The following is a 26107-nucleotide window of genomic DNA, read 5'->3' as shown; positions in this document are numbered from 1 at the left end:
CACATCCTTTTATTATGTTTCTATATTACTCTATTCTAAAATTAATAAGTTCATCTTCCAACTTTTTCATTTTAAAAAATTTATCCTTAATATAATTTACTACTTTCTTTTGTTCTTCATAAGACTTATCTTCAATCTGAATTTTGATAAACTCTTTCTGAGATAAACTTTGTCTAATTGTACCATATGCCCGCTCTGCTATATCCTCTAAAACCTCAGGATTATGCCTTAACTGTAAATATATATATTCTGGAATATACTTTCCTCTAAGGTCTTCTTTTACTTTAAATACAGGATAAGCAGATGTAACTGCTACAGGATTATCGGATAGACAAATCCCAAAAGAACCTATATTAGCTCGAGCTGGATTAAAACTAATATTGTGTTTTCTTACTACATTATAGTTTGAATTATCTTCTGAGGTTACCGATATAAAATTTATGCCCCATAAATCTTTTCCTAACGGCATTCCCCAAAACTCTGATTTAGTAATACTAGCCGTTGGATATTGCTCAACATTCTTCTCTTTAATCGGTTCTAAAATAGATTCTAATCTAATATACCCCTCTTTAAGAGCATCAAAATATTGTGATAATAATAAACTCTTGTTGGAATTTCTAAGAATCTTATCTCGTGGAATATAAAATAAATTATCATGGTCTAAACGAATAGAGTAATCTTTTTTTAACATTTCTTCATGCAAAGCTATAAATTCATCTAAATCATTAATTCCAGGTAATGGTCTTCTGCGTGTAGTTAATGTATATCCATCATTTTTAACCTTAAAAATAAATACATCTTCTGTTTTTGCAGCACACTCACTCCCAAAAATAAGTATACTTGTTTTAGCTTCAGTATAAGGCATAAAAACTTTAGACGGCAAAGATACAATGCCTCTCAACTGCCCATTTTTAACAATTAATTCTCTTAAAGTAGACATAGAACTATCATTTAATACAGCATCTGGTACAATTATTGCAGCACGAGATTTTACACTTTCTCGTTTCAATGCCTTAAGTATATGTAAAATCGAAACAGCATTACCTTTTTTTATTATAGGGAAATATAATTGAGCTTGTTCCTCAGATACATCCATATTAAAGGGGATATTAGAGATAACCACATTATATTTACCTTCAACTGGATTGGAAAAACTATCGTGTTGAATTATATTACTATGTCCATCACCAGATAAAATCATATTCATCTTAGCTATTTTAGCAGTCTCTGAAACTTCTCCTCCCCAAATTGTTTTTTCACGAAGAGCTAATAAATTAGTATCATCTAGTAAACCAGATTCCTCTAACGTTTGATATATTCTTTCAAATGCGATAATTAACATCCCACCCGTACCACAAAATGGATCATATATTTTATCTCCAAAAGTAGGCTTGATAATATCATTCAAAAATCTTACAATATGCCGAGGAGTAAAGTATTCCCCTAAGTCATTATTAGTTTGATTATATTTTTGAATAAAATATTCAAAAGCATCTCCTTTTATATCAGTATCAATTTGCTTTAAATTTAAAGTATCAAGTTTTTGAACTATTTCTTTTAATTTAATCGTATTTCTAATTTTTAAAGCAGAAAATAATGGTTGAGTCTCAGAACTATCAAACAAATTATTCAGTCCAGGTATAACAGTCCCATTAATATATTCTAACAGCATTTCCCCATCTAGATTTCTATATGAATCCCATAAAAAAGGTTTTGCAATATTATAATGTCGCTCTTCATTTAATTCACTTAATAATTTAAGAAATAGTAAATTAGAAAACTCTGTAAATCTTGCTATACCAGCATTTATACCAGCTTCTCTAAGTTTATCATTTGCAACCTTAAAAACATTAATTAAATCTGTTTTTGATTTTATATCAACCTTACTATTAAGCTCTAACTTACGCCCATTAAATAAACGAAGTTGTGCCAATGGTAACATACCATTAACCTCTTCATTATCAATCAAAAGAACTTCCTCAGTAGGAACATAATATGCAATAAAGCGATTCGCATTATACAAAAATAGAAATCTAGCACCAAGAGCTTTAGCATAATTAAGCCCCTGTTCTTTTGCTTTTTCTAAGTTTTTATATTCGACTCTTTTTGCCTCAATAACTGCTATTGGTACTGCAATATTTTCATCTTCATATAGAATAAAATCAGGAAATGTTTGAATCCCATTAACTTTTAATTTATTTATTTCATCAGTAGACCTAGGTTGCTGACGATATACTTGTCTATTTTTTACACCAACATCAACAATCCAACCACAGTTTCTTAAAATTTGTTCTAACAAATTTTCAATTTCTCGTTCCAGCATACTTTCCCCATTCAAAATTTCATATTGCAATTTAAGTTAATTATTTATTATATTGTATCTTACTATTTAAAATTATTAAATAGTAAGTGTAACCTTTACTATTGAAATTCATCAACTTACTTTCTAATCTTATAGGATAGATTCTAAATAGATACCATTTATCAACTTAAAACATCGAAATTTATTGACTATAAAAGACCGATTACAGTCCTTCAATAGGAATGTAGTCGGTCTTTTTATATACCCTTACATATATGAATATTTAATTCTAGTATTCCTTAACACTATAGTACTAACAAATAACATCCACATATTATTTGCCTCTGCTATTTTTACCCTTAATTAAAAGTTATGACGAATCCCTGCGTCAATGCGATAGGAATTGTCTACGATAGCACCAAAGTTTTTAGTGAAAGTCCCATAAATATATGTATTAGGACGTACGCTCCATGAACCACCTAACTCAACATCTAGCCATGTATCTTTAAGATTCACTTCACTGCCTGTAGTTGGCTCACCGGTCATGCTATAAGTAGCTTTCATTTTACCAGAGAATTCATGCGCTAACGCTGCTTTGAGGAAAAGGTTGCTATTCTTACTTTCCTTGCCAATACCTACACCAATACGACCAATAACAGAGTTTACCGCATCAGAGTTAATGTGCACTTTGCTACCTGTATTTGTACGAGCATCAAAGTTTACACTAGACAATCGACTAAGCGTCAATTCTGCGTTAGGATCGATATAGAAACCATTATCTTTCTTGATTCGTTTACCATATTCAACGCTCAAAGAGGTACCTGTATTACGGTAATCTCCGCTCAAGCTTGTACCCAAGCTATTGCGTACAGTGAAATCATTTTTCAAACGACTTACTTTACCAATCACATCTAAATAACGACCATCATTATATTGTTTTGCACCGTATAATGCTAAACCTGCGGTTTTACCAGACCCTGAACCTAAAGCGTAATCGCTATTGCTTGTACCATATAACAAGGCACCACCAATAGTCCAATCGCCACGCAATGTGTCATAGCCTACTTGCGCCATGTTATAGGTTTGATTTACATAGGCGCTGTCTGTAATTTTAGATTTACCACCGATGTATTTTCCCCATACACCATGCTTATTGGAGTTGAGTCGCACATCACCGAGGCGACGTTGTAAATCATTCGTATCGGCTCTCATTTGCATCACAGAGGAGGCTACCGCACTCTTAGCACCAGATACAACTTCGCTTTCACGCGCTGTCACAACCGCTTGGTCAGTAATACTAGGTTTCCCATCAACAGTAAAGCTATCTGTACCAAGTTTAGTAGCATATGCAGGGCTAATAAGGCCTGAATCTACTTGAACATTTACATCTAAATTACGCTCACCCTTAGTAAATCCAGTATATGTTAATTTATTAGCCAACTGCTGCAAAGTACCTCTTGGGTTATCTACATTTACAGACCCTTTAAGTGCATCTGCCGAACTGCGCATAGTCACAGAAGAACCTTTATCAGCATGGTTGATAACGACTTTGCCCTTACCTTGTGCAGTCGCAGGAGCTCCCTTTTCATAGTCGATAGCTGCATGACCAGCATAGTTGTTAATAGTAATTGGTCGTGGATCTACGGCTTGGATAATACCTTGACTATTTATATCTTTACCACCAATGAAATGCTCTACACGACTACCTGTATATAAATAGTTTGCATTATTAGGACGACCTTGTGTAGGATATACGCGTTCAGCTCCTAGCCATTCATTGCGCCAAGTCGCACCATTTTGTAAGTACAATCGTAGACCACCATGGTACGGATTATTGTTGCTTTCATCAAATTCATTTAACACACCACCTACCAATTTAGAATTTGGTGTTGTTAAACCTAAAGAAATTTCAGATCCATGGTTATGTGGGTTCTTTTCAATACCATAGTTTTTATCTAAGAATCCTATATTACCATACATCTTCACATCATTCGTTCCCGGATGTAAGCCATCCATCCCCGTATTTACATAAACAAAACCTTCTTCAGATAATGCAGAGTAAGTATCAGAGGTATCTAAAGGATATGTTTTTATATCAGCCCCACCTAGTATGCGAATATATCCATCTTTATTGGCTTGCAAACCAACGCCAACAGCATCGACTTTAGCATTACCCTTTACGGTAATTCGAGTATCATCGTTATTTCCATCACTAGTAAGTCCGCCATAACCAGCATAGATACCGCTCATGTAATAATGTGCCAAATCAGGTCTACGTTTCGCACCACTTTCTGCAGGGGCTGGATTTTTAACTGTTACAGTTACATTTTTATCGATAGCCACTTGTGTCCCATCAAGGGCGTAAATACCTGTAACATTATTATGATATTTTGTTCCATTTACACCTAAACCTGATACATTAACAGTTAAGTCATCTGTATAATGTCTCTTTTCCCCCCACAAATTAAGGCCAATGGATTTTCCGTCTGTATGACTTTCCACAGTTGTGGCTGATACCATGGTAAAAGCATTAGCACCTGTTACGATTAATGCAGCAATAACAGCAGCTTTTACATTTCTTCTCATGTTATACCTCCTTAACACTTCAACTATGAACATAACTAACTAACATAACCAATTTAATTGTATCTAGATTCAGGGTATATGTGTCAATTTCTACTCATATGATTTTTTATTTGTCCCCTATAACAACACGCTATGTATCGATATAGTTGTGCACAAATTACTTGTTTAAATTAAATATGAATTATTCTCTATACCATCTAATAAATTCTATAGAAAAATATTAAAAGCTATTAATTTTATGCTATAATAAATATGTTAATTATTAAATTTCAACTTATATAGGAGGCTAATATGAATATTCGTATTGGTATCGTTGGTTACGGCAACTTAGCTCGTGGCGTAGAAGCATCTGTTCAGTTACAACCTGATATGGAGCTCATCGGCGTATTCTCTCGCCGTCAAGGTATTGAAACTGTATCTGGTGTACCTACTTACACGATGGAAGATATTCCTAACTTTAAAGGCAAAATCGATGTAATGGTTCTTTGTGGTGGTTCTGCAACAGATCTTATCGAACAAACTCCAATGGTAACTAAATACTTCAACTGTATCGATTCCTTCGATACACATGCACGTATTCCTGAGCATTTTGCTAATGTAGACAAAGTAGCTAAAGAAGCTAAAACTGCTACATTAATTTCTTGCGGTTGGGACCCAGGCATGTTCTCTTTACAACGTGTATATGCTGAAAGCATCTTGCCTCAAGGTAAATCTTATACATTCTGGGGCCGTGGCGTTTCCCAAGGTCACTCCGATGCTATTCGTCGTATCGATGGTGTTCTTGATGCCCGTCAATACACTGTTCCTAAAGAACAATACCTTGAAGCGATCCGCAATGGTGAAACTCCAGACGTTGATGGCTACAAAGGTCACCTTCGTGAGTGCTACGTAGTAGCTGCTCCTGATGCAGACAAAGCTAAAATTGAAAATGAAATTAAAACTATGAAAAACTACTTCGTAGGTTACGAAACTGTAGTCAACTTCATTTCCCAAGAAGAACTTGATCGCGACCACAAAGGCATTCCACATGGTGGCTTCGTTCTTCGCTCTGGTGAAAGTACAGAAGGCACTCGTCACGTTATCGAGTACTCCTTGAAACTTGACTCTAACCCTGAATTCACGGGTTCTGCACTTGTTGCTTATGCACGTGGTCTTTACCGCCTTGCTAAACACGGCGGCACAGGTTGCTATACAGTATTCGACATTCCACCAGCTTGGATTTCCACACAATCTGCTGAAGAATTAAGAGCACATTCTCTATAATAGAGCGAGGCCCGCATCGACTTAATAGATGAGGGCCTTTTTCATACACATTAAAAGAGAGACCATATCAGATGGTCTCTTTTTTATCCTATTAACCTTATTTTACGTTTAATTAATACCATCGTGTTAACGGCAATTCGTTCGTAACACCTTTTGTCATCAAAATTTGATGCAAGTCCATATTACCAATGTAGAAACCTGCCGCACATCCACAAAGATACAGATCCCACATGCGTACGAATTCACTCCCCCGTTTCGCCTCTACTTGCTCACGGACGCCTTGGAAATTGTTATACCAATGCATTAAAGTCTTATAATAGTGATACCGTAAACTTTCAACATCGATGACATTCATATCATAGTCATAAGCGAGGCTGACCATTTCGCGAAGGGACGGCAAACATCCGCCCGGGAAGATATATTTACGAATCCAGGCACTTGTTTCCTTTTCAGATGGGTCACTGATGTAGTGGAGCAGGAACAACCCGCCGTCTTTAAGCATTTCCGATGCGTCCTCCATATACAGAGGAAAGTTAGGTCGCCCTACATGTTCAAGCATACCGATGCTGACAATGCGGTCAAAGGTGCGACCAGAAGCCGCTACGTCTCGATAATCTATAAGTTCAATCTCAACTTGTCCTTCAAGGCCATATTCTTTAATGCGTTCCTGTCCTTTTTTCCATTGTTCTTCGGAAAGAGTACACCCATAGCCCTTAACCCCATATTTACGAGCCGCTTCAATGAGAAGGAATCCCCATCCGCAACCGATATCAAGTAAAGTCATCCCTTCTTTTAAATATAATTTATCAAGAATATGATGTACCTTTTGATATTGCGCATCTTTGAGACTATCATTCTCATGCTTAAAATACGCACAGGAATAGCTCATGGTTTCATCGAGCCACAATTTATAGAATTCATTACCTAAATCATAATGGGAAGATACTTGTTGTTTTTGATCTTTCTTTTTAAGACCCGCATTAAAGAGCGAGCTAAGTACCTTACGATTGATAGAGTCCTTACCTACATGACCAAGGACTACACAAAGGGCTTTAAACAAATCCCCTTCAATTTCGATATCTTTACGCATATACGCTTCACCGAGGGCGAGTTCTGCGGATATTAACAAGTCCTTCTTGGGAATACCACGATTAACGATGACGGTAAACTCGGATTCTCCGTCACCGATTGTATATTCATTATCTCCAATTTTTACGGTAAAACAATGATCATTAAAGCGTTCTAAATAATGGACTAAGAAACTATCAAATAGCTTGGAAAACATACTGAACTTCCTTTCCTATTAGCTTTCACTATATAGGTTTAAAAATATATACATTAACATGATTGGATACATTCCATACCCTTATTAATTTATATACCTATAAATTATATCAATATAGTTACGGCGAATAAAAATCTATATTAATCCTATATTTTAATATGAACTTATCACATTATTTAAGTAATATATTTAACTCTATTTATATTATAGCACTTTGAAATAATCTATTTTATATTTATAGACTAACTCCATCCTATTAGTATGGTATAATATTTATTTGATAAGGTTTATAACAAACTATTACTATAAACTTTCACAAAGAACGAAATCAATTTGTTAATAAAAGGTGGTACCATGAGCACAAATTTAGAAGTAGGCATCGTAGGCCTTCCAAATGTTGGTAAAAGTACATTATTCAACGCTATTACAAAAGCAGGCGCTGAAGCTGCCAACTATCCATTCTGTACAATCGAGCCAAACGTAGGTGTCGTTGATGTTCCAGACAATCGTTTAGCTGTATTAGCTGAAATGTTTGGTTCCAAACGCATCCTCCCTGCAGCTATGCGTTTCGTAGATATTGCAGGTCTCGTTGAAGGTGCCTCTAAAGGTGAAGGCTTGGGAAATAAATTTCTTAGCCATATTCGCCAAGTAGATGCGATAGCACAAGTTATTCGTTGTTTCGATGACCCTAACATCACTCACGTAGCAGGTTCTATTGACCCAATTCGCGACATCGAAATCATTAATACTGAGCTCTGCCTTGCTGACCTTGAATCCGTAGAAAAACGAAAACAACGCATCGAAAAAATCGCAAAATCTGGCGATAAAGATGCTCGTGCTGAACTGCCATTATTAGAACGCATCATCGAAGGTTTAGGTGAAGCAAAACCCGTTCGTGCACAAGGTCTTGATGAAGACGAATTAGAAATGATCAAAGAGTTGACATTGCTTACAGCTAAACCATCTCTTTATGTAGCCAATATTTCCGAAGATGAAGTATCTGATTATTCTGCCAACGAATATGTAAAACGCGTAGAGGAATATGCGAAAAACGAAGGCGCTGGTATCGTTGTTGTGTCCGCACGTATCGAGTCCGAAATTGCAGAGTTATCCGAAGAAGAATCCGCTGCATTCCTTGAAGATCTTGGCCTTGAAGAGTCTGGCTTAACTAAACTTATCAAAGCAAGTTATGCACTTTTAGGTCTTATCAATTACTTCACAGCTGGTGAAATGGAAGCTCGTGCTTGGACAATCGTAAATGGCACCAAAGCACCTCAAGCTGCTGGTAAAATTCACTCGGATATTGAAAAAGGCTTTATCCGCGCTGAAATTGTCTCCTTTGATGATCTACAAGCTTGCGGTAGCCAAAACGCGGCTAAAGAAAAAGGCCTTGTACGCCTTGAAGGCAAAGACTACGTTATGAAAGACGGCGATGTAACCCATTTCCGCTTCAATGTATAAACAAACTTATATAACAAAAACCAGTAAATCTCAGGATTTACTGGTTTTTTATTACTAATTATAACCTTTATATAATATTATTTATCGTCTTTATGAAGAACATTTTTGACGCCACTAATCGCACCATCTACAGCATCTTTAACATCTTCAGCTGCTTTTTTGAAATCTTCAGCAACATCATGTGCAGCGTCTTTAACTTTTGCAGCTGTATTTTCTACAGCACCTTCTGCTTCCAATTCTTTGTCACCAGTTAATTTACCGGCATTTTCTTTTAATGCACCTTTAGCTTGATTTAATTTATCTTCTAATGCCATAATTATGAATCCTTTCATATGAAATCATTTTTAGTTATGTTAGCTATATATGTTAGCTATACTTTTAAAAATAGATTACTATCCCTTTTTCCCGAAGAAAAAAGAAACAACAGCAACAACAATTACAGCGCCAAGAACAGAAGGAATTAATGCCATGCCAGCTAAACTAGGACCCCATGTGCCAAATATTGCTTGACCTACAGACGAACCAACTAAACCAGCAACAACATTGGCAATAATGCCCATTGCTCCACCTTTGTTAGTGATTGCTCCTGCAAGAAAACCGATAAAACCACCAACAATAATTGACCATAACATACGATCACTCCTTCCTATTTAATCAATATATTTATAATATCCTACCAAATTATATGGGCTTTATAAATATAATAAATAATATGTATATTTATAATATACCATTCATTTCTAAAGATTAGATGAAGAAATTTGATGTAGTTATAAAAGTCACAATTGATTAAACTACTGTAACAATTTCATTCATTGTACGACGTGTTTTATTTCGATGTGGTTCTTCATCACGATAACCAAAGGCAGCCATCACAGCAATGCCAAAATGCTTTGTATCAAAAAGACCTAATTCATCACCTAAGAGCACTGTCATCTTATCTTGATTAAAGCCTTCCAATGCACAAGAATCAAGACCTTCATAAGCAGCCATGGTCATCATGTTAGCCATTACAATGTACGCTTGCTTAGAAGACCAATCAAAGGCAGCACGATCAGACTCAAATGTTTTATAGTCTTCAGTTGTGAACTGAGCATATTTTTCTTTATAAATAGCATCGACTTCAGCAGGTAATTGTTTCACCTCTTCTTGAATATAGCGTACATAAGGAGAATCAAATTCCAAATCCACTTTTTTACGTGTTAAGAACACCACGAAATGACTCGCTTCAAGACCAGCTTGAATACCCCAACCATAAGATTTCATCTTTTCACGGATTTCAGGATTTTGAATGACTAATAATTGGTAAGCCTCAAAACCTAAGGAGGTTGGAGACAAGCGCGCCGCCGTTAAAATACCTTGCCAATCTTCATCAGAAATCTTTTTAGCGCTATCAAATTTCTTACATGCGTAGCGATATGTCATAGCATATTCTAAATCCTTACGATCAAATTTAGGGGCTGTTAATTTTACATTTTCTATTTCATATTTACTCATATATACCTCCATAATTAATATCTGCAATTGATAAAATATATCATGTTTCTATAGTACCACACTCATCGTTCAAGTTATATGAAGATGAACACTAAAGTAAAAAAGCCTAGACAACGTCTAGACTTTATACGGTACAGCTAGCTCGCCCTTTTCATACCAAAATAAGCCAGATGTACTAATTTTATGTTCTTTTAAAATGGTCTTTACTTGATCCACTATACTTGAGTCTATTGCAATAGATAAACCGCACATATCGTAAAGCTCTGGGGGGGTAGCCATCAACTGATGAGGCACCTCTAATTCTGTTAATACCTTATCCGCCTTATCTCCAAAATAATAAGAGGTAAAAACTACAAGTAATTTTTTTCGTTCCATTACCTCACCCCTCTGATAACTAGCAAGATCAAATTGCTCATACATTAAACATAAAGCTTGGAGATATAAAAAAATCCATCGAAATTGATAAAAAAAGATACTATACTACTAGAAATTATAGCTTAATAATATTATCCCCTACAATAGAGTCTGTAATAGCATACATATTAGTAATACTACCTACGCCCAGCTCATCTTTCACACCGAAATAATCAAGGCAAATGCCGCATGCTGCAATTTCTACACCAAGCTTAGCTAGTTTCTTTATATTTTCCAAATGAACCGAATCATTAACTACCATCTTAACACTACTATTGATGAAATAAATCTTAGAAGGTTTTACATCGGCTTCAAGCAAGCATACCCAGAAGGTTTTCATCAAATTTCGGCCAAGTTCTTCACTACCTTCACCAAGATAATCCTTCGTCATCAAAATAACCCGATTTCCATAGTTCATAGGCTCACAACGGGCTTCAGTAACTGGATTTGCATCAGGGGTCAGTGTAAGATAGAAATCCTTTCCATCTTGGCGAACTTCTACACCATAACCACGAGACTTCCCAAACTTCGCCACATTATCGCGACTCACTTCATTATCTACAATAGTTGTAATAATAGCACTTGGATTCGCATCACTTACCTTCTTGGTCTCGATAACAGGTTTTGGACATAAGCTACCGCGCACATCTACAGTTAATTCCTTTGTATTGCTCATCATACACCTCTACATACATTATATAATTTGTGAAAGTATCAGCTAATAATATTTTATTTAAATAGCTAAATCAATACCATACAGTACTTATCTTTTATGAGTTTATTTTGTTACTCGTACGGCAAGACCGCTAAAGCTTTCAACAGTGCCCACAATAGCAGCACAGTCAATCCCCGCCTTATAAAAGGCCTCGACAAGTGTCTCACTTTCGCTAGCAGGAACAGAAAATAGTAACCCGCCAGAGGTTTGAGGATCAAATACAATATCCGTCCATACAGGATCCAAGTCCTCATCAACTTGTACTTCAGTTATAGCCTTGCGATTACCATAAGATGCAGCCGGAATTAAGCCCATTTGAGCCGCCTCGATAACATCATCAAAAAGAGGGATATCGTAAGCTTTGATATGAATCGTCACATCAGAAGCACTTGCCATTTCTACGGAGTGCCCCATAAGGCTAAAGCCTGTTACATCTGTACAAGCATGAACTGTAAAGTTATGTGCCACCTCAGCCGCTACACGGTTTAAAGTACTCATACTAGTAACGGCCTGTTCCGTACCTACAGGAAATAAACCTGCTTTCAGAGCATTATTCATAATACCTGTGCCAATGCGTTTTGTTAGCACCAACACGTCCCCTACTTGAGCACCTTTATTTTTCCAAATCTGTTTTGGATTTACTTGTCCTGTCACAGACATCCCAAAGATAGGTTCCTTATTTTCAATGCTGTGTCCACCTACGATGGCTGCACCAGCCTCGGCTACAATCGAACCAGCCCCATTTAACACATCCGTCAAAACACCTTGCTCGACAAGAGGAACCGGAAAGCCTACGATATTCATCGCTGTTAAAGGGGTGCCACCCATAGCATATACATCGCTTAATGCATTGGCAGCTGCAATTTTACCAAATAAATCAGGATCATTAACCACAGGGGTAAAGAAATCTAAAGTTTGCACCAGTGCAAAGGTATCAGAGATTTGATATACTCCAGCATCATCGGCACCAGTCATATCAGCGAGAACATGCTTGTTAGTAACGGGTGTTACAGCTTTTAGCACACGGTTCAATATATGAGGCCCAATCTTACACGCGCAGCCTCCACTTGTAACATAATCAGTAAGTCGCACCATAACTCCTCCTTACTCATTTTCCGGCAATCTAGAGACGATTTTCTTAACAGCCTTTTCAAATTTAGGGCGCGGCATCAAGAGTTGATGACCGCAGCCATTACATACGATGAGAAAGTCTGTGCCGATTCGCTTAACTTCCCACTCGTCACTGCCACAAGGATGCGATTTTTTCATCTTCACTACATCTCCTACGTAATATCTAACAAATGCCATAGCGCCTCCTTTAACTTCTGTCAGTATTTATATATTTATTATACATAAAATAGTTACTTCTATAAATATACCCTAATTCTATAGTTCAATCTTCTATTATATATAACCATAAAATTTTCACCATAAATATATAATGTACAATTTTAATATATCTACTGTTCTTATAATTAAACCATAAATCAAGAGAATTATTATTTTATAACCACCAAAAGGTCACAGAAACTTTGCACTTAATCATTATATTTTATGGGAAAATATTAGTGCATACAACGAAATTAACATTAACAACTAAACAATAATGATTTTTCATTTAGTTATCATTCTCAATATCAAAACAGGGATTTTTTATAAACCCCATACTATTCATTCTTTATAAATCCGCATCTTTACTGCATTGATAATATTTATCATTTAGAAAATTTTCGAAATAAATTTTATAAAAAGACTTGCATTTCTCATTTAGTATGTTACAATATAGTCAACAATGATTATTCGTTAAGTATACGGATAACACATTGTATATAAAACTGTTAGGACGGCAAGTGCCGAAACACACAAATAAGTAAGTACTATTTTAAGAGTTAGGCAAGTGTCTATTTGATCTAAGAATAAGTTTTCTTAACTAAGGCGAAGTCGCCCTCGAAATTATAGAATAAGTATTCTATTCCATTGCATTCACAACCAAGTGGTTATGAATATATATGTTAAGTAACAATTTTGAAAATTATCGTAAGTACAAAGGAGTATTAAAATGGCAGAATTAAAAGGTTCTAATACTGAAAAAAATCTTCAAGCAGCATTTGCTGGCGAATCTCAAGCATTCCAAAAATATACATTCTACGCTAGTGCAGCTCGTAAAGCTGGCATGAACGAAATCGCTGACTATTTCGAAGAAACAGCTCACAACGAATCTGCACATGCTAAATTGTGGTTCAAAGCTCTTCATGGTGGCGATATTTCCGCTGATATCGAAGCTAACCTTCGCGATGCAGCAGCTGGTGAAAACTACGAACATACTACAATGTACAAAGAATTCGCTGACGAAGCCGAAAAAGAAGGCTTTGCTAAAATCGCTTTCCAAATGCGCGAAGTTGGTAAAATCGAAGCTCGTCATGAAGCTCGTTACCTTGCATTAGCAGCTCGAGTATCCGGTAACAAAGTATTCACTAACGACCAACCAGTAGCTTGGATCTGTGCTAACTGTGGCTATGTACACATTGGTGAAGAAGCTCCTAAAGTTTGCCCAGTATGTGCTCACCCACAAGCTTTCTTCCAACGTTTGGTTGAATCCTTCTAATCTGTAAGTGCGACACCAACTAGATTAATAACCTGTAAGTACAGATTTTAATGAAACTATACCTGTAAGTACAATCTAAACTTACAGTAAGTACTGACAACTTCCTTAACAAAAAGACGATGACATTTGTTTGTCATCGTCTTTTTTTGCATTCTTTTGCTAGATTTTTATTTTGTCTACTATATTTTATTCTATTCACTATAATATGTTTTTTATTTCCTTTGTATAGTGCTTATTATTTACTATCCTAGAATTATAAAAGACATATCACTTAATATTATCTACCAAGCATTTAAATTGTTGTGTTGCTTCATATGGATTATCTGCATGAGCAATAGCAGATATTACGGCTACTCCACTGGCACCAGCTTGCAAAACAGGCGTTGCATTATCTAACGTAATCCCACCTATACCAACACAAGGTAATGTTAAACCTTCTGCTCGTAACTCAGCAATGCGCTCAGGTCCGCACGGCAATTGAGCATCAGGTTTACTACTTGTAGTATACATAGGGCCTACACCAACACAATCCGCATAAACTACATTGGTCTTATGAAGTTCCTCCACAGAATGAATGGATATACCAACAACCTTATTCCCTACAAGATTACGAACGTCTTCTAAACGCATATCTTCTTGTCCTACGTGAACACCATCAGCGTTAACAGCCACTGCTAAGTCTACATCATCGTTAATAATATAAAGCACATTATACATGGCACAGATTTCTTTTAACTGCTGAGCTAATTCTAATTTTTGTTGTCCTTCTAATGTTCCTATGCCCTTCTCTCTAAATTGAAAGCAGGTCGCACCACCTCGACAAGCAGCTTCAACAATGTCCAGTAAATGGCTTTCATTAAAACCTACATCTTGTGTACCACTAATAAAATATACCTTTAATTGATCGGGCACAACTACAGGCCGTATTCGGTTTTCGGATAAAAGCATCGCATCATCGAATTCATATAAGGCATCCATAAATGTCATACTAAAACTACCAGGTTTTACACCGCTCACATTAACCGCACTTTCACCAGCTAGACCATAGTAAGCCAGTGCATACGCAAGAAACTCACCTATAGACATGTTATACATGAATGGACAATAGGAACTAAAGAATGCAGCTAACACAGCACCTAATAAACAACCAGTTCCAGTTACGGCTGTCATGATTGGATGCCCATGAGGAACCGCAAATACACGGGTTCCGTCGGATACATAATCCTCTTCGCCCGTTGCGACAACAGGACAGTTAATTTGGCGTGCAAGACGATACGTTATAATTGCGCTATCCTCAACTTGTTCCCCATCTACGCCCTTACCAGAGAGAGAATTATTAACCTTATGATTTGTATTAAGAACATCATAGATGGCTTTGATTTCACTTTGGTTGCCCCGTAGCAACGAAATAGCATCAGTTTTAATCAAGTCTAAAACTACAGATAATCGATACGCCCCGGCGTGACAGCCCACTGGATCTAAAACAATAGGAACCTCATGTTTCTTCGCCAGTGCTATGGCATCTTTATAGTAACTAACCTTGTCTGGGGTAAGAGTGCCAATATTGATGAGTAGCGCCGATGCATGGGCGATGAGGTCTTTCAAATCTTCGCTACACTCACTCATCACGGGCGATGCTCCGATAGCTAGTAAACCGTTAGCCGTAAAGGTTCGCACTACATCATTTGTAATACAAATAATAAGCGGATTTCTTTTGCGTAGAGTCTCTAATATATTCAGTTCGGACCAATTTGAACCATTTATATTTGGATTGTTGTAGGTCATATAACTATCTCCTCTACTCATTTTTCAAGAGTTCATCCATCGTTTGAGGGCCATTTGTCAATAAACCATAAGCCATGTGATTAACAGGTCCGCAGCCATTTCCAAGCGCTGGATTATGCTTAATAGCCAATGCAATATAGTTCTTTGCAATACCTATGGCATCCATTACATCACGCCCTTTCGCAAGCTCTGCCGTAATAACCGCCGAGAAGGTACAACCCGTACCGTGAGTATGAACAGTATCATATTTAGGACTTGTCCACGTATGCATATCTCCATCTTTGGTGAAAGCATAATCCGTTGCATCATCTCCAATATGCCCACCTTTAATGATGACCACTTGAGGTCCTAATTCACGTAAAATACGGTTAGCAGCTGTTGTGATGTCACTTTTACAAGAGATAGACATGTCCGCTAACACCTCTGCCTCGCTACGATTAGGTGTAATGACTGTGGCGACCGGAATGAGTTTAGATTTTAAGAAATCGACAGCCTCATCCGATACAAGTCGATCACCGTTGGTGGCAATCATAACTGGATCCATCACATAAGGGATGTTCTTACTCACATAAGGATAAATGAGATCCATCATCTCTGGTAAAGCAATCATGCCCGTCTTAACGGCTTGTGGTGTAATATCTGAATATACATCGTGTAACTGTTTTTCTATGCTTTCTAGCGATAGGTGTTCTACGTGATGTACACCCGTTGTATTTTGAGCCACCACAGAAGTAACAACGGCCATGCCGTATACATTTCGACTTTGGAAGGATTTTAAATCAGCCATAATGCCAGCGCCACCACTAGGGTCAGTACCGGCAATTGTTAATGCAGTATGTAGTTTCATTATGCCTCCTTGTGTAACAGATTACGTCGAGATAAGATTTGTAATACTACGAAGCCAATGCAAGCACCTCCGATAGAGCTCATGGAAAAGGATGTAATCAAGGTCAACAATGCCAATGGTTTGCCTAGTAGGAAATGAGCAATTGGATAGCTTACAAGAGCACCAATAAGTCCAGTGCCAATGATTTCGCCTAAAGCCGCTGCCCAGATGGCGTTGTATTTTTTATATAAATACGCAGATAACCAAGCGCCAATCATACTACCTGGAAAGGCTAATGGAGAGCCTAGTGCTAGTACATTACGTAAGCAAGAAGTACTAAAGGCTGCGCCTACAGAGAATCTCGCCCCAACTATAACGGCTAAGATTACATTTATCATATGTTGAAATGGAAAAATACGAGCAGGGCCAATAGGAATCGACGTAGTCGATAAGACGACACCTAAGGCCACACATATGCTAGCAATAATCATTTTTTTCATAATACCTCCAAGTAAATAAAAATGAGACCACCTCAAATGGAATGGTCTCGTAATAGTTTGGTATCATGTTTCATTCCACTTTCCTACGCCAGTATTATCTGGATCAGGTCTAGGGTTTTGAATGGTCAATCTCAGCAAAAGCACCCCTAGTGGCAATATATTTTTATAATCTAGTTATAACATTATTATACAATCTATGCAACAAAATAATTGACGGTTCCCGTAGCACCTCGTATAATGAATCCATAACGGGGTGCTCACAAGAGTGGGCTGAGAGTAAGCTAACGCTTTAACCCATAACCTGATTTGGATAATGCCAACGTAGGGAACATAGAGGATTAATAGCCGAGTTCCTATGAACTCGGCTTTTTCTATGACTTCCTGGCAAGGAGGACGTATGAAAGACACACACATCACGCAACCACAATTTGCCATGATATGGTTCGGTGCCGCTCTATCGATTGCGGAAATTATGACCGGTACCTATCTGGCTCCCTTAGGACTTACACAAGGTCTCTATGCCATCATCTTAGGTCATATTATCGGCGGCATACTACTCTTTGGGGCTGGTCTCATCGGTGGTCGGCTCCGGCAAGGTAGTATGAATACTACCGCTTTTAGCTTTGGACCATTAGGAGCAAAGGGCTTTGCCTTTTTAAATATGCTCCAGCTCATCGGTTGGACCAGCATCATGATTTACGATGCCATGTTAGCCTTACAAGCACTGGCACCTCTATCACCTATGATTTGGACCATTGCCATCGGGGCCCTCGTCATTTTGTGGCTCTTCATCGGCCTCCATAATACGGGTTATGTGCAAGCCATCGTATCTATTCTATTGCTAGGCCTCACCCTCTACATGGGCACGCACATGATATCACAGTGGCCTAGTGAATGTAGCCTTCTAACTGGCGGAAACATGAGTTTCATCGCGGCTCTTGAGTTATCGATTGCTATGCCATTATCTTGGCTGCCCCTCATCAGTGACTATACTCGTGAAAGTAAACATCCTTTCACCGCATCACTTACAAGTGCTACAATCTACACGGTAACGAGTATCGTCATGTATACCTTAGGTCTTAGTGCGGCCATCTTTGGTGGTGGAGACTCTATTATTACCATTATGATGAATGCAGGCCTTGGCCTAGCAGGGCTCCTCGTAATTATCTTCTCTACTGTCACTACAACCTTTATGGACGCTTACTCTGCAGGTGTTTCTAGCACCACAATCTATAATAGTGCATCTAGTAAGGGCATTGCAGTTATTGTTACCATCGTTGGCACTATTGCAGCTATCTTGTATCCGATGGACGATATTACAGACTTCCTATACCTCATCGGCTCTGTATTTGCGCCGATGATTGCCATCTTATTGGCGGACTACTTTATCAATCGCCAACAAGTACAAACACTATCGGCTTTTTTAGTACGCGGCACAATTTGGGCTGTATCGGTCGGTTTATATCACTATATGTTACACACTGAAAGCACCGTAGGTGCTACATTACCAGCCTTTACAATGGCCTTTATCATAACTACTATCATTGGTTTCGTAAGTAAAACAGTAAAGGTCTCTACAGAAGTTAAACAACCATAATAGGATATATACAACAAGCATCCAAGATAGGAGACTAACTAAATAGGAACTGCTATATAAACAATAAAACCCCTTTAGGAGCAATAACTCGTATGAAGGGGTTTTGTTATTTAGATTCTTTTATTTACATTATTGTTATTTAGATATTTGAATTTGTCCTTCTTCACAGGTCCAGTGCCGATCTCCAACCATTTCGGCTTCGCTTTCATCATGAGTAACCCATACACAAGGTACATCCCACTCGCGAATAATGGACACCAAATCTTCGCGCACATGCTTTCGCAAGTTCCAATCTAAAGCAGATAAAGGCTCATCGAGAAGCAAGATAGTCGGTTTAGAGTATAGCGCACGCCCCAAAGCAACTCGTTGCTGTTCGCCACCAGACAGGCTGCCAGCCTTCGTTTTTCGGTATTTCTCAAGACCTAAACGCTGCAATAGACTATTGCACATGTCAGGTGTGCCTCGTTTGCTATAGGTAATATTATGTTCCACAGACAAATGAGGGAATACGATGTTGCCTTGTGGCATATACCCTACCTGACGTTTTTGAGCGGGAACCCAAATCTTATTATCTCGATCCACCCACGTTGTTTCATTACAATGAATACTACCTGTAGTGGGTTTTACAAGTCCTGCAATGCATTTAATGAAAGTACTTTTACCACTGCCGGATTGACCTGTCAAAACGGTAATACCAGAAGGAAGTACCCCATCGGCTTTCACAGTCACAGAAGGTCTAGCTACGGTAAAGGAAAATGTAATCATCGGACCTCCTAATTATTATCAATGTGATGGAACAAGGACCCCTTTGTGATGAAGTGAATTCCACTCAACAATGCCAATGTGAGCACACAAATATAGATAACTAATTCAAAAGCATCCATGTACTGCCCTGCCTCTACGTAAGAGTAGATAGCAAGTGGCATGGTGCGCGTTACCTTTGGAATATTGCCTGCAATCAAAATGGTAGCACCGAACTCGCCCATAGCACGACAGAAGGCTAAGATACTGCCCGTCAAAATGCCTTTCCAAGCGAGTGGTACGGAGATAGTAAAAAAGATACGTAACTCTGAAGCACCTAATGTACGCGCTACGTCCTCCATATTATGATCGACGGATTGCAATGCTGAACGCACCGTTTGATAAAACAGCGGAAATGCAATTACAGAGGAGGCTATCACGGCACCGGATGCAGCAAAAACAACACTCATACCATGAGCTTCAAGCCAAGCACCAAACGCATAACCTGGAGTAAATACCATAAGTAACGCAAAACCAACAACTACCGGAGGCAGTACAAGTGGCAAGGTAATAAGTGCATCAAGAATGGCAATACCACCCCACTTGCAACGGTTCATCCAGTAACAAGTCGCTAAGCCACTTAAAATAACTATAATAAGAGCTATACTTGCCACCCATAGCGACAGCCATAATGGACTCATGTCACGCCCCCTTTCTATACACAACAACTCTAAAGTATGTGTTATATCCATTAATTCAAAAATACTTTTCAAACAAATTATATGCCCAAAATCATATCATATGTTAGATTATTAAGCACTCATCACTACAAATGAGTAAAAGAAAAGCATACAGTGAGCAATCATAAGATTAGTAATATCAATAATATCTCTATTGTATCATAAGAAAGCGCTAGCCCTGAAAGCTAGCGCTTTACTCTTATTTAGAAGTAGAGAAACCGTATTTTTCTAATACTTTTTGGCCTTCTGGGCTCATTACGTATTGGTAGAAGTCTTTTGCCAATGCGTTGTCATATTTTTTAATAATACCAATTGGATAGATAACTGGATCATGGGAATCAGCCGGTGTTACTGCAGAGATTTCAACTGCATCGCCCGCTGCGATAGCATCAGTTTTATAGATGAAACCAGCATCTCCAGCACCTTGGCTAATGGAAGCTGTTACAGCTTTTACATCTTTAGCGTATACTACATTAGGTTCTACCTGTTCCCAAACGCCTAGTTTTGTTAATACTTGTTTACCATAGTTACCAGCTGGTACTGTTTCAGGATTGCCCAATACGATACGCTTTACTGTAGCGATTTGATTTAGCTCAACCTTAGGTTGACCTTTTGGAACTACGAGAACGAGTTCATTAGTTACGAATGGTTTTACATCAGTTACCAAATCTTTTTCTTGTAACATTTTCATATTTTTCTCGTCAGCAGAAATAAATAAACTAGCTGGTGCACCTTGTTCGATTTGTTGACGTAATGTACCAGAACCAGCGAAGTTAATAGCGATTTGATCATCCGCTAAGTTATGGCTTTTTTTGTAAGCATCAGCCAATTCTGTAAGAGCACCTTTAAGGCTTGCTGCAGCTTGTACAGTAATCTTTTCAGATGTACTTGGTTTAGCTGACTCAGTTGGTTTACTTGCATCATTACCACAACCTACTAAAAAAGCAAGCATGAAAACGCTTATTAATACTAATAAAATTCGTTTCATAATTCCTCCTGTGCATCCCTTAAAACGCCATACTGTAAACGCCATGGTAATACCTAGAGACACTTCGCGTACTAACAAACTGAAATATACAACATATACAACATATACATATTATACTATAAATCAATGATTGAAATCGTATACTAAAATCACATTCTACATAGATATTTCTGATGATTATGATAAGTAATAATAATCAATAAATTTTTAAGCCCCAAACAATAGATACTATGGTATGATAATACTATAAAGGATAAAAATATTTTAGAAAACTTATTCACTTACAGCTTATATAAAACAACTGTATATTTACTACATATAGTTATACGATAAACTAAAATTATGCCTTATATATTAACTAATATATTAAAGAAAAACTCTAGGTGAGATGATGAATCTATTCGAATTAGTAGGCCATATTTTTATGAATTCTATGGTCCCTATCTTAGTACTTATAGGCGTGGGATTTATATTAGATAGAAAATTTAAACTCGATCTATATACGCTGAGTAAACTAAACTTTTATATATTGTTACCTACCTTTATATTTCGAGCGATGTATGAAGCTAAACTTAACTCAGGTACTTTGGAGATTGTATTCTGTGCGCTCTGTGTACTCATACTAAACTCCATCCTTTCAGATGTGGTAGGTAAGATACAAGGATATGATGTGGCTAAGATTGCAACCTTAAAAAACTGCGTTATGTTTAATAACGTTGGGAATATGGGTGTCGCCCTTGCTATCTTTGTATTTACTAACATTCCATATGTCATCGATGGTGCTACCCCCTATGCTAATCTAGGTTTAGTGAGTGTTGTATCTATCATGATCATACAAACTATTAGCAGTAATACCTACGGTTTCTACCAAGCGGGAGCAGGACGATTAACCCCTCGGGATGCACTAAAAGTCGTATTCCACATGCCTATGGTATATGCCATCCCACTGGCACTACTTTGCCACCTACTCCCTTTCGATTTACACGGTCTCTTCTTCTTTGCACCGCTCAATATATTTGCCAATGCCTTCGTTGGCGTCGCTATGATTGCCTTGGGTGTTCAAATTAATAGAACACCGCTAAACTTCTTTAAGATGGATGTCATGCTTGCTACCACATTACGGCTCGTTGTGAGTCCACTCCTAGCAGCTGGTATTACTATATTATTCATTATGTTCTATGGACCTATGCATCCAATAGCGGCGCAAACTATCATCATAACCTACAGCGTACCTACCGCTATCAATATGTCTCTTATTGCTATTGAAATGAAGAATAATCCAGAATATGCTACACAAATCGTAATGGGCACAACTATTTTATCCGCTATAACAATGCCACTGTTTATTACTATAGCCTATTATCTATTCCCATTATATTAAAATAAAAAATCATAGTTATAAAAAATCACTCATAGCCATATGACTATGAGTGATTTTTTATGCCTTAGCATTTAGCCTTGTTAAACAAGTTACACAAGCTGTAACAATTATAGCACCAATAATTTCATTCAAGGCTAAATTATGATTAAGAATAACTACATCTAAAGCTAAAGTAACTATTGGTCCCATTGCACTAATAACGGCTGCAAGAGATGCATTAATTCTTTTAAGACCAAAAGACATCAAGTATGAAGGAATGATAGAACAAAAAATGGCCAAAAATACTAAATAAATCATAGTATGCGTTTGGAGTGTTGAAAATGTAGTAAAATTTTTGCTATCAATTATAAAGCCGAGAAGTAAAAGTACTGTAGTTATACACATATAAGTACTGGTAAAAATAGTAGAACTAATATTCGAAACAGCCCTCTTACTATAAATAATAAACAACGCCCAAAAGATTGCAGAAAGCAAGACTAGTGAAATGCCTATTAAAGTATCTGTAAGGTGGTTATCAACGGTAGGATTAAACATAATTGCTAATCCTAGCACAGTAGATACAATTAAAACTACTTTTGAAAATGTAATGCGTGATAAATCTGATGATAACAGAAAAACGTAAATTGGAAATGTAAATAGAACAGCACGTTCTAATGAGGCAGATATATATAATAATCCTATGAAGTCCGTTATAGATGAAGATACATAAAGAATAGCCCCCAAAAATGAGTATTTAAAAACCTTACTTTTATTCACGCTATTCCAATCAAAGCGAATCATTGGTATAAGAAAAAAAGGTAATGATAAAACAGCCCTACACACAAGAACATTCAAAGGGCTCAGTGAATCTAAATAAATTAGTTTTGCCCATATAGATTTTGTTGATAAGAATACAGTAGCTAAAAACACCACTAATATTCCTATATTTTTCATTAACAGATTCACTTTATATACTTCTCCATAATCAAATACAACTCAAATAAAATATATAAAATATAAAAACACAATTCATCCTAAGTAGGACGAAATGTGTTCATTATAAAAAATTTAAATTATTGATGAGCTACGTGTTCCATCCCCATGCGAACTAAACATTCAACATGATCATCGTTTAGAGAATAATATGCTGTTTTCCCATCTTTACGATATGTAACAAGACGTGCTTGGCGCAATACACGCAATTGATGAGAAATAGCAGATTGTCCCATCTCCATGGTTTCTGCAATGTGATTAACACACATTTCATTTTCTAGTAATAGCTCTACTATTTTAAGGCGTGTAGGATCACCCAAGATTTTAAACAGTTCTGCTAGCTTCAGCAATGATTCTTGTTTGTCGGTCATATAATCCCCCTTTTTTAATCCTATCCATTCTTTTTTGTAGCTCTTCTATGTCACTAATCGATACGTCTTAACGTATAACACCAATATGTATGGCACACATATAGACATTATATCATTTTTAACATAAAAAAGAGACTTTGAGAAACCAAAGTCTCTTTTTTTATCATATCTATATAAGATATAAATTATTTAATGATTAATACAGGGCAAGTGGAGTGGCTAGTTACATAGCTACTTACGCTACCCATGAATAAGCCTTTCAAAGGGCCAAGACCACGGCTACCCATTACGATGAGATCAGCATTATATTTTTTTGCCACTGCAAGTAGTGCAGGTCCAGGGGAGCCAACTTCAAATACGCTTTTAACTTTTACGCCTGCAGGAATTTCTTTCACTACATCATTAAGAATTTCCTTACCAGTTTCTTCCATATCCTCAGCAATTTGCTCAGATACATATCCACCAGAAATTGGTGTTTGATCAAAATTGGAAATAGCAGACACAATATTTGCAACGTGAACAACAATCAATTCAGCTTGGTTGCGATCCGCTACAGCGAGAGCATGTTCCAACGCACGTTTAGCATTTTCAGAACCATCAGTAGGTACGACAATAGTTTTGTAGGTAACCATAATAACCCCTCCTATTCCTAATCCCTCAAAGGGGATATGATCAAATATCGTTTAGCCTATACTAATATATTCTAGACCATCAAGGAAAACTCCTCTTTTTTCTGAGGATTTATTACATTATAGCACAAATCGTACAGAATTATACAAATAAAAGAATATTATGCGTATATTAAAGAACCTGAGACGATTGGTTTGTATTAAGTGTAGTAGTCAATCTAAAACCATCTAATACATCTATAAGTTCCTGAGTAGCAAGATTACTACCGGATGGACCAATCATTCGAGCTACTGCTACATTACCTTCATTGCCAAGAATAATTGTTGCGCCAAAGGATACTGGTTCCGCTACAGCTGTATCAGACGTATTTGGATTTTTCATATGGCCCGCCAAATAGAACATTACATTACCGTCAATGATATGCGTTTCATAACGAGTAATCGTGGCCTTGTTCACATCAACCAATTGTTTAAGATAATAGTCACCAAGCATTTGCTTGCCCATCATTGTCGGCATACCGGAGCTGACAGCTTGTACTGGGATTGTAAAAGACTCAATGTCGAGGCGTATATTATGTTTAGTGAAAGCAATCTTACCCTTTTCATTAAGACGGGTGAAACCTTTTGGATAGGTAAATTTGATACCTTCTGCAACACTGATATCGCTTGTGCCGGTTAATATTTTTTTTACCCCTTTAATAGCATTAGAACCGCGCTTATTGATCAATTCAAAGGATGGAATTGTATGCTCCATCAAACCTAGCTCCATAAACTCTGCACGAACAGGTGCATACGTACTAGACAAATTGTACCGATGAGTTGGATCTTTCTCCATGATAAATTCTGCTTCAAATACAGACTGAACCGGCTCTGTAGATGTCATATCTGCATAAGATTTTGGTGTACTCTTATCCCAGCGTGCGGAAACTGCACCTTTCTTAGCAAAGAACCCACCAACAATATCATTATGCTCAAAGTTATTGCTATGTTGGCGCCAGATATTTAAATACTCCTCATTAGACATGCCCTTAATAGGTACACCATACCAAGTCGTATTCCATTCTTTTTGAGATATTCCTTCTTGTGGTGTATTATTGCGCTTAGTAAAAGATACTGTATAGGAATCCTCTTGCGTAGGGCCCGCTAAATTGAAGGAATACCCTTGAATATGTTCACTTTCACTACGCACATCCATATCTAACATAACGCCATCAGCTACACGCCAAGGAATCGAGAACATATAACCATTTTTGTAATCCTTCACCACCGTGTTCATCTTAGTAGCATAGGATTTGTATTGTTCTGGCAAAATAGATGCGGAATCCTTCTGAGATTCCACAATAGATAAAGGTGTATCAGGCGTCTTCTGTAAATCTTCTGCCATAATAGAAGTCGTTCCCAAAGCCATAACAGCTAAGGTTGCCGCAAATAAACGTAACTTCATAGAAC

At 37.3% G+C, this 26107-nt stretch carries 25 protein-coding genes and 2 riboswitches; of the genes, 5 read left to right on the top strand and 20 right to left on the bottom strand.

Features of this window, described 5'->3' with window-relative positions; translation table 11 throughout:
• Nucleotides 1-25: 25 nt before the first annotated feature.
• Together FNLLGLLA_RS01655 and FNLLGLLA_RS01650 are read right to left on the bottom strand one after the other, a co-directional pair.
• On the bottom strand, nucleotides 26-2323 hold the full coding sequence (locus FNLLGLLA_RS01655; RefSeq protein ID WP_174892191.1) for an N-6 DNA methylase: 2298 nt from the start codon (nucleotides 2321-2323) through the stop codon (nucleotides 26-28).
• A 342-nt stretch (nucleotides 2324-2665) separates the two neighbouring features.
• Nucleotides 2666-4888 (bottom strand): autotransporter outer membrane beta-barrel domain-containing protein, encoded by a 2223-nt coding sequence (locus FNLLGLLA_RS01650; protein ID WP_174892190.1) that lies wholly within the window; start codon nucleotides 4886-4888, stop codon nucleotides 2666-2668.
• Nucleotides 4889-5179: 291 nt separating this feature from the next.
• On the opposite strand from FNLLGLLA_RS01650, the gene FNLLGLLA_RS01645 reads away from it, so the two are divergent.
• The gene (locus FNLLGLLA_RS01645) at nucleotides 5180-6151 is read left to right on the top strand and encodes a diaminopimelate dehydrogenase (protein ID WP_021147744.1); all 972 of its coding nucleotides are present in this window, start codon (nucleotides 5180-5182) and stop codon (nucleotides 6149-6151) included.
• Nucleotides 6152-6263: 112 nt separating this feature from the next.
• Here FNLLGLLA_RS01645 and FNLLGLLA_RS01640 read toward each other — a convergent pair whose 3' ends face one another.
• Entirely contained in the window at nucleotides 6264-7436 is a 1173-nt protein-coding gene (locus FNLLGLLA_RS01640) for an SAM-dependent methyltransferase (RefSeq protein WP_021147743.1), read from the bottom strand.
• A gap of 354 nt (nucleotides 7437-7790) precedes the next feature.
• Between FNLLGLLA_RS01640 and ychF the strand changes: the two genes are divergently transcribed.
• Nucleotides 7791-8897, top strand: a complete 1107-nt coding sequence (ychF, locus tag FNLLGLLA_RS01635) for a redox-regulated ATPase YchF (protein ID WP_101928938.1) — start codon at nucleotides 7791-7793, stop codon at nucleotides 8895-8897.
• Nucleotides 8898-8974: 77 nt separating this feature from the next.
• On the opposite strand, the gene FNLLGLLA_RS01630 is transcribed toward ychF, so the two are convergent.
• The 7 genes from FNLLGLLA_RS01630 to FNLLGLLA_RS01600 form a co-directional block, all read right to left on the bottom strand.
• Nucleotides 8975-9211: a CsbD family protein gene (locus FNLLGLLA_RS01630; protein WP_021147740.1), complete on the bottom strand. Its 237-nt coding sequence runs from the start codon at nucleotides 9209-9211 to the stop codon at nucleotides 8975-8977.
• 78 nt (nucleotides 9212-9289) lie between these two features.
• Nucleotides 9290-9529, bottom strand: a complete 240-nt coding sequence (locus FNLLGLLA_RS01625; protein ID WP_012863894.1) for a GlsB/YeaQ/YmgE family stress response membrane protein — start codon at nucleotides 9527-9529, stop codon at nucleotides 9290-9292.
• Between the two features lie 157 nt (nucleotides 9530-9686).
• Complete coding sequence (locus FNLLGLLA_RS01620; RefSeq protein WP_021147739.1) at nucleotides 9687-10394, bottom strand: NAD(P)H-dependent oxidoreductase; 708 nt, start codon at nucleotides 10392-10394, stop codon at nucleotides 9687-9689.
• A gap of 117 nt (nucleotides 10395-10511) precedes the next feature.
• Nucleotides 10512-10769, bottom strand: a complete 258-nt coding sequence (locus FNLLGLLA_RS01615; RefSeq protein WP_012863892.1) for a DUF3343 domain-containing protein — start codon at nucleotides 10767-10769, stop codon at nucleotides 10512-10514.
• Nucleotides 10770-10884: 115 nt separating this feature from the next.
• Nucleotides 10885-11484, bottom strand: coding sequence for a sulfurtransferase-like selenium metabolism protein YedF (yedF, locus tag FNLLGLLA_RS01610; protein ID WP_012863891.1), 600 nt, complete (start codon nucleotides 11482-11484; stop codon nucleotides 10885-10887).
• Nucleotides 11485-11586: 102 nt separating this feature from the next.
• Nucleotides 11587-12618: a selenide, water dikinase SelD gene (gene selD, locus FNLLGLLA_RS01605; protein ID WP_021147737.1), complete on the bottom strand. Its 1032-nt coding sequence runs from the start codon at nucleotides 12616-12618 to the stop codon at nucleotides 11587-11589.
• Nucleotides 12619-12627: 9 nt separating this feature from the next.
• Nucleotides 12628-12831 carry a DUF951 domain-containing protein gene (locus tag FNLLGLLA_RS01600; protein WP_004693828.1) on the bottom strand — a complete coding sequence of 68 codons (204 nt, stop codon included), beginning with the start codon at nucleotides 12829-12831 and terminating at the stop codon, nucleotides 12628-12630.
• 751 nt (nucleotides 12832-13582) lie between these two features.
• On the opposite strand from FNLLGLLA_RS01600, the gene rbr reads away from it, so the two are divergent.
• Nucleotides 13583-14128 carry a rubrerythrin gene (gene rbr / locus FNLLGLLA_RS01595; protein ID WP_021147736.1) on the top strand — a complete coding sequence of 182 codons (546 nt, stop codon included), beginning with the start codon at nucleotides 13583-13585 and terminating at the stop codon, nucleotides 14126-14128.
• A 267-nt stretch (nucleotides 14129-14395) separates the two neighbouring features.
• Here rbr and thiM read toward each other — a convergent pair whose 3' ends face one another.
• From thiM to thiW, 3 genes are read right to left on the bottom strand one after another with little or no spacing between them, the layout of a single operon-like run.
• A complete protein-coding gene (thiM, locus tag FNLLGLLA_RS01590) occupies nucleotides 14396-15913 on the bottom strand; it encodes a hydroxyethylthiazole kinase (RefSeq protein ID WP_174892189.1) in 1518 nt (505 codons plus the stop codon).
• A gap of 13 nt (nucleotides 15914-15926) precedes the next feature.
• Entirely contained in the window at nucleotides 15927-16760 is an 834-nt protein-coding gene (thiD, locus tag FNLLGLLA_RS01585) for a bifunctional hydroxymethylpyrimidine kinase/phosphomethylpyrimidine kinase (protein WP_174892188.1), read from the bottom strand.
• The gene (thiW, locus tag FNLLGLLA_RS01580) at nucleotides 16760-17239 is read right to left on the bottom strand and encodes an energy coupling factor transporter S component ThiW (RefSeq protein ID WP_101928937.1); all 480 of its coding nucleotides are present in this window, start codon (nucleotides 17237-17239) and stop codon (nucleotides 16760-16762) included. The genes thiD and thiW overlap by 1 nt, the downstream gene beginning before the upstream one ends.
• A gap of 63 nt (nucleotides 17240-17302) precedes the next feature.
• Nucleotides 17303-17397, bottom strand: a riboswitch (TPP riboswitch).
• A gap of 81 nt (nucleotides 17398-17478) precedes the next feature.
• Nucleotides 17479-17584, top strand: a riboswitch (TPP riboswitch).
• 52 nt (nucleotides 17585-17636) lie between these two features.
• On the opposite strand from thiW, the gene cytX reads away from it, so the two are divergent.
• A complete protein-coding gene (gene cytX / locus FNLLGLLA_RS01575) occupies nucleotides 17637-18836 on the top strand; it encodes a putative hydroxymethylpyrimidine transporter CytX (RefSeq protein ID WP_174892187.1) in 1200 nt (399 codons plus the stop codon).
• 135 nt (nucleotides 18837-18971) lie between these two features.
• Here the strand turns inward: cytX and FNLLGLLA_RS01570 are convergent, their stop codons facing one another.
• From FNLLGLLA_RS01570 to modA, 3 genes are all read right to left on the bottom strand, one after another.
• The gene (locus tag FNLLGLLA_RS01570) at nucleotides 18972-19601 is read right to left on the bottom strand and encodes an ATP-binding cassette domain-containing protein (protein ID WP_101928935.1); all 630 of its coding nucleotides are present in this window, start codon (nucleotides 19599-19601) and stop codon (nucleotides 18972-18974) included.
• 8 nt (nucleotides 19602-19609) lie between these two features.
• Nucleotides 19610-20278 carry a molybdate ABC transporter permease subunit gene (gene modB, locus FNLLGLLA_RS01565; protein ID WP_101928934.1) on the bottom strand — a complete coding sequence of 223 codons (669 nt, stop codon included), beginning with the start codon at nucleotides 20276-20278 and terminating at the stop codon, nucleotides 19610-19612.
• A gap of 238 nt (nucleotides 20279-20516) precedes the next feature.
• Complete coding sequence (gene modA, locus FNLLGLLA_RS01560; protein WP_077708076.1) at nucleotides 20517-21305, bottom strand: molybdate ABC transporter substrate-binding protein; 789 nt, start codon at nucleotides 21303-21305, stop codon at nucleotides 20517-20519.
• A gap of 391 nt (nucleotides 21306-21696) precedes the next feature.
• Here modA and FNLLGLLA_RS01555 point away from each other — a divergent pair, with 391 nt between their 5' ends.
• Nucleotides 21697-22686, top strand: a complete 990-nt coding sequence (locus FNLLGLLA_RS01555) for an AEC family transporter (protein WP_077708075.1) — start codon at nucleotides 21697-21699, stop codon at nucleotides 22684-22686.
• A gap of 57 nt (nucleotides 22687-22743) precedes the next feature.
• Here FNLLGLLA_RS01555 and FNLLGLLA_RS01550 read toward each other — a convergent pair whose 3' ends face one another.
• The 4 genes from FNLLGLLA_RS01550 to FNLLGLLA_RS01535 form a co-directional block, all read right to left on the bottom strand.
• Nucleotides 22744-23619: a DMT family transporter gene (locus FNLLGLLA_RS01550; protein WP_232054999.1), complete on the bottom strand. Its 876-nt coding sequence runs from the start codon at nucleotides 23617-23619 to the stop codon at nucleotides 22744-22746.
• A gap of 119 nt (nucleotides 23620-23738) precedes the next feature.
• Nucleotides 23739-24029 carry an ArsR/SmtB family transcription factor gene (locus tag FNLLGLLA_RS01545; protein WP_004693850.1) on the bottom strand — a complete coding sequence of 97 codons (291 nt, stop codon included), beginning with the start codon at nucleotides 24027-24029 and terminating at the stop codon, nucleotides 23739-23741.
• Between the two features lie 185 nt (nucleotides 24030-24214).
• The gene (locus tag FNLLGLLA_RS01540) at nucleotides 24215-24661 is read right to left on the bottom strand and encodes a universal stress protein (RefSeq protein ID WP_004693853.1); all 447 of its coding nucleotides are present in this window, start codon (nucleotides 24659-24661) and stop codon (nucleotides 24215-24217) included.
• 169 nt (nucleotides 24662-24830) lie between these two features.
• Nucleotides 24831-26102: a hypothetical protein gene (locus FNLLGLLA_RS01535; protein WP_077708073.1), complete on the bottom strand. Its 1272-nt coding sequence runs from the start codon at nucleotides 26100-26102 to the stop codon at nucleotides 24831-24833.
• Between the last annotated feature and the right edge of the window lie 5 nt (nucleotides 26103-26107).

The organism is Veillonella parvula, assembly GCF_902810435.1.
Classification (GTDB): Bacteria; Bacillota; Negativicutes; order Veillonellales; family Veillonellaceae; genus Veillonella.
This window is presented reverse-complemented; position numbering and strand designations above follow the sequence as displayed.

Bases quoted from the DNA above. Each gene is read 5' to 3' on its own strand.
- selD (WP_021147737.1), bottom strand. From the start codon at position 12,618: ATGGTGCGACTTACTGATTATGTTACAAGTGGAGGCTGCGCGTGTAAG.
- FNLLGLLA_RS01545 (WP_004693850.1), bottom strand. From the start codon at position 24,029: ATGACCGACAAACAAGAATCATTGCTGAAGCTAGCAGAACTGTTTAAA.
- FNLLGLLA_RS01615 (WP_012863892.1), bottom strand. From the start codon at position 10,769: ATGGAACGAAAAAAATTACTTGTAGTTTTTACCTCTTATTATTTTGGA.
- cytX (WP_174892187.1), top strand. From the start codon at position 17,637: ATGAAAGACACACACATCACGCAACCACAATTTGCCATGATATGGTTC.
- FNLLGLLA_RS01600 (WP_004693828.1), bottom strand. From the start codon at position 12,831: ATGGCATTTGTTAGATATTACGTAGGAGATGTAGTGAAGATGAAAAAA.
- FNLLGLLA_RS01570 (WP_101928935.1), bottom strand. From the start codon at position 19,601: ATGATTACATTTTCCTTTACCGTAGCTAGACCTTCTGTGACTGTGAAA.
- yedF (WP_012863891.1), bottom strand. From the start codon at position 11,484: ATGAGCAATACAAAGGAATTAACTGTAGATGTGCGCGGTAGCTTATGT.
- FNLLGLLA_RS01645 (WP_021147744.1), top strand. From the start codon at position 5,180: ATGAATATTCGTATTGGTATCGTTGGTTACGGCAACTTAGCTCGTGGC.
- FNLLGLLA_RS01555 (WP_077708075.1), top strand. From the start codon at position 21,697: ATGAATCTATTCGAATTAGTAGGCCATATTTTTATGAATTCTATGGTC.
- ychF (WP_101928938.1), top strand. From the start codon at position 7,791: ATGAGCACAAATTTAGAAGTAGGCATCGTAGGCCTTCCAAATGTTGGT.
- modA (WP_077708076.1), bottom strand. From the start codon at position 21,305: ATGAAACGAATTTTATTAGTATTAATAAGCGTTTTCATGCTTGCTTTT.
- thiD (WP_174892188.1), bottom strand. From the start codon at position 16,760: ATGAAACTACATACTGCATTAACAATTGCCGGTACTGACCCTAGTGGT.
- modB (WP_101928934.1), bottom strand. From the start codon at position 20,278: ATGAGTCCATTATGGCTGTCGCTATGGGTGGCAAGTATAGCTCTTATT.
- FNLLGLLA_RS01625 (WP_012863894.1), bottom strand. From the start codon at position 9,529: ATGTTATGGTCAATTATTGTTGGTGGTTTTATCGGTTTTCTTGCAGGA.
- FNLLGLLA_RS01550 (WP_232054999.1), bottom strand. From the start codon at position 23,619: ATGAAAAATATAGGAATATTAGTGGTGTTTTTAGCTACTGTATTCTTA.
- FNLLGLLA_RS01640 (WP_021147743.1), bottom strand. From the start codon at position 7,436: ATGTTTTCCAAGCTATTTGATAGTTTCTTAGTCCATTATTTAGAACGC.
- rbr (WP_021147736.1), top strand. From the start codon at position 13,583: ATGGCAGAATTAAAAGGTTCTAATACTGAAAAAAATCTTCAAGCAGCA.
- FNLLGLLA_RS01620 (WP_021147739.1), bottom strand. From the start codon at position 10,394: ATGAGTAAATATGAAATAGAAAATGTAAAATTAACAGCCCCTAAATTT.
- FNLLGLLA_RS01650 (WP_174892190.1), bottom strand. From the start codon at position 4,888: ATGAGAAGAAATGTAAAAGCTGCTGTTATTGCTGCATTAATCGTAACA.
- thiW (WP_101928937.1), bottom strand. From the start codon at position 17,239: ATGAAAAAAATGATTATTGCTAGCATATGTGTGGCCTTAGGTGTCGTC.
- thiM (WP_174892189.1), bottom strand. From the start codon at position 15,913: ATGACCTACAACAATCCAAATATAAATGGTTCAAATTGGTCCGAACTG.
- FNLLGLLA_RS01540 (WP_004693853.1), bottom strand. From the start codon at position 24,661: ATGGTTACCTACAAAACTATTGTCGTACCTACTGATGGTTCTGAAAAT.
- FNLLGLLA_RS01655 (WP_174892191.1), bottom strand. From the start codon at position 2,323: ATGCTGGAACGAGAAATTGAAAATTTGTTAGAACAAATTTTAAGAAAC.
- FNLLGLLA_RS01630 (WP_021147740.1), bottom strand. From the start codon at position 9,211: ATGGCATTAGAAGATAAATTAAATCAAGCTAAAGGTGCATTAAAAGAA.
- FNLLGLLA_RS01535 (WP_077708073.1), bottom strand. From the start codon at position 26,102: ATGAAGTTACGTTTATTTGCGGCAACCTTAGCTGTTATGGCTTTGGGA.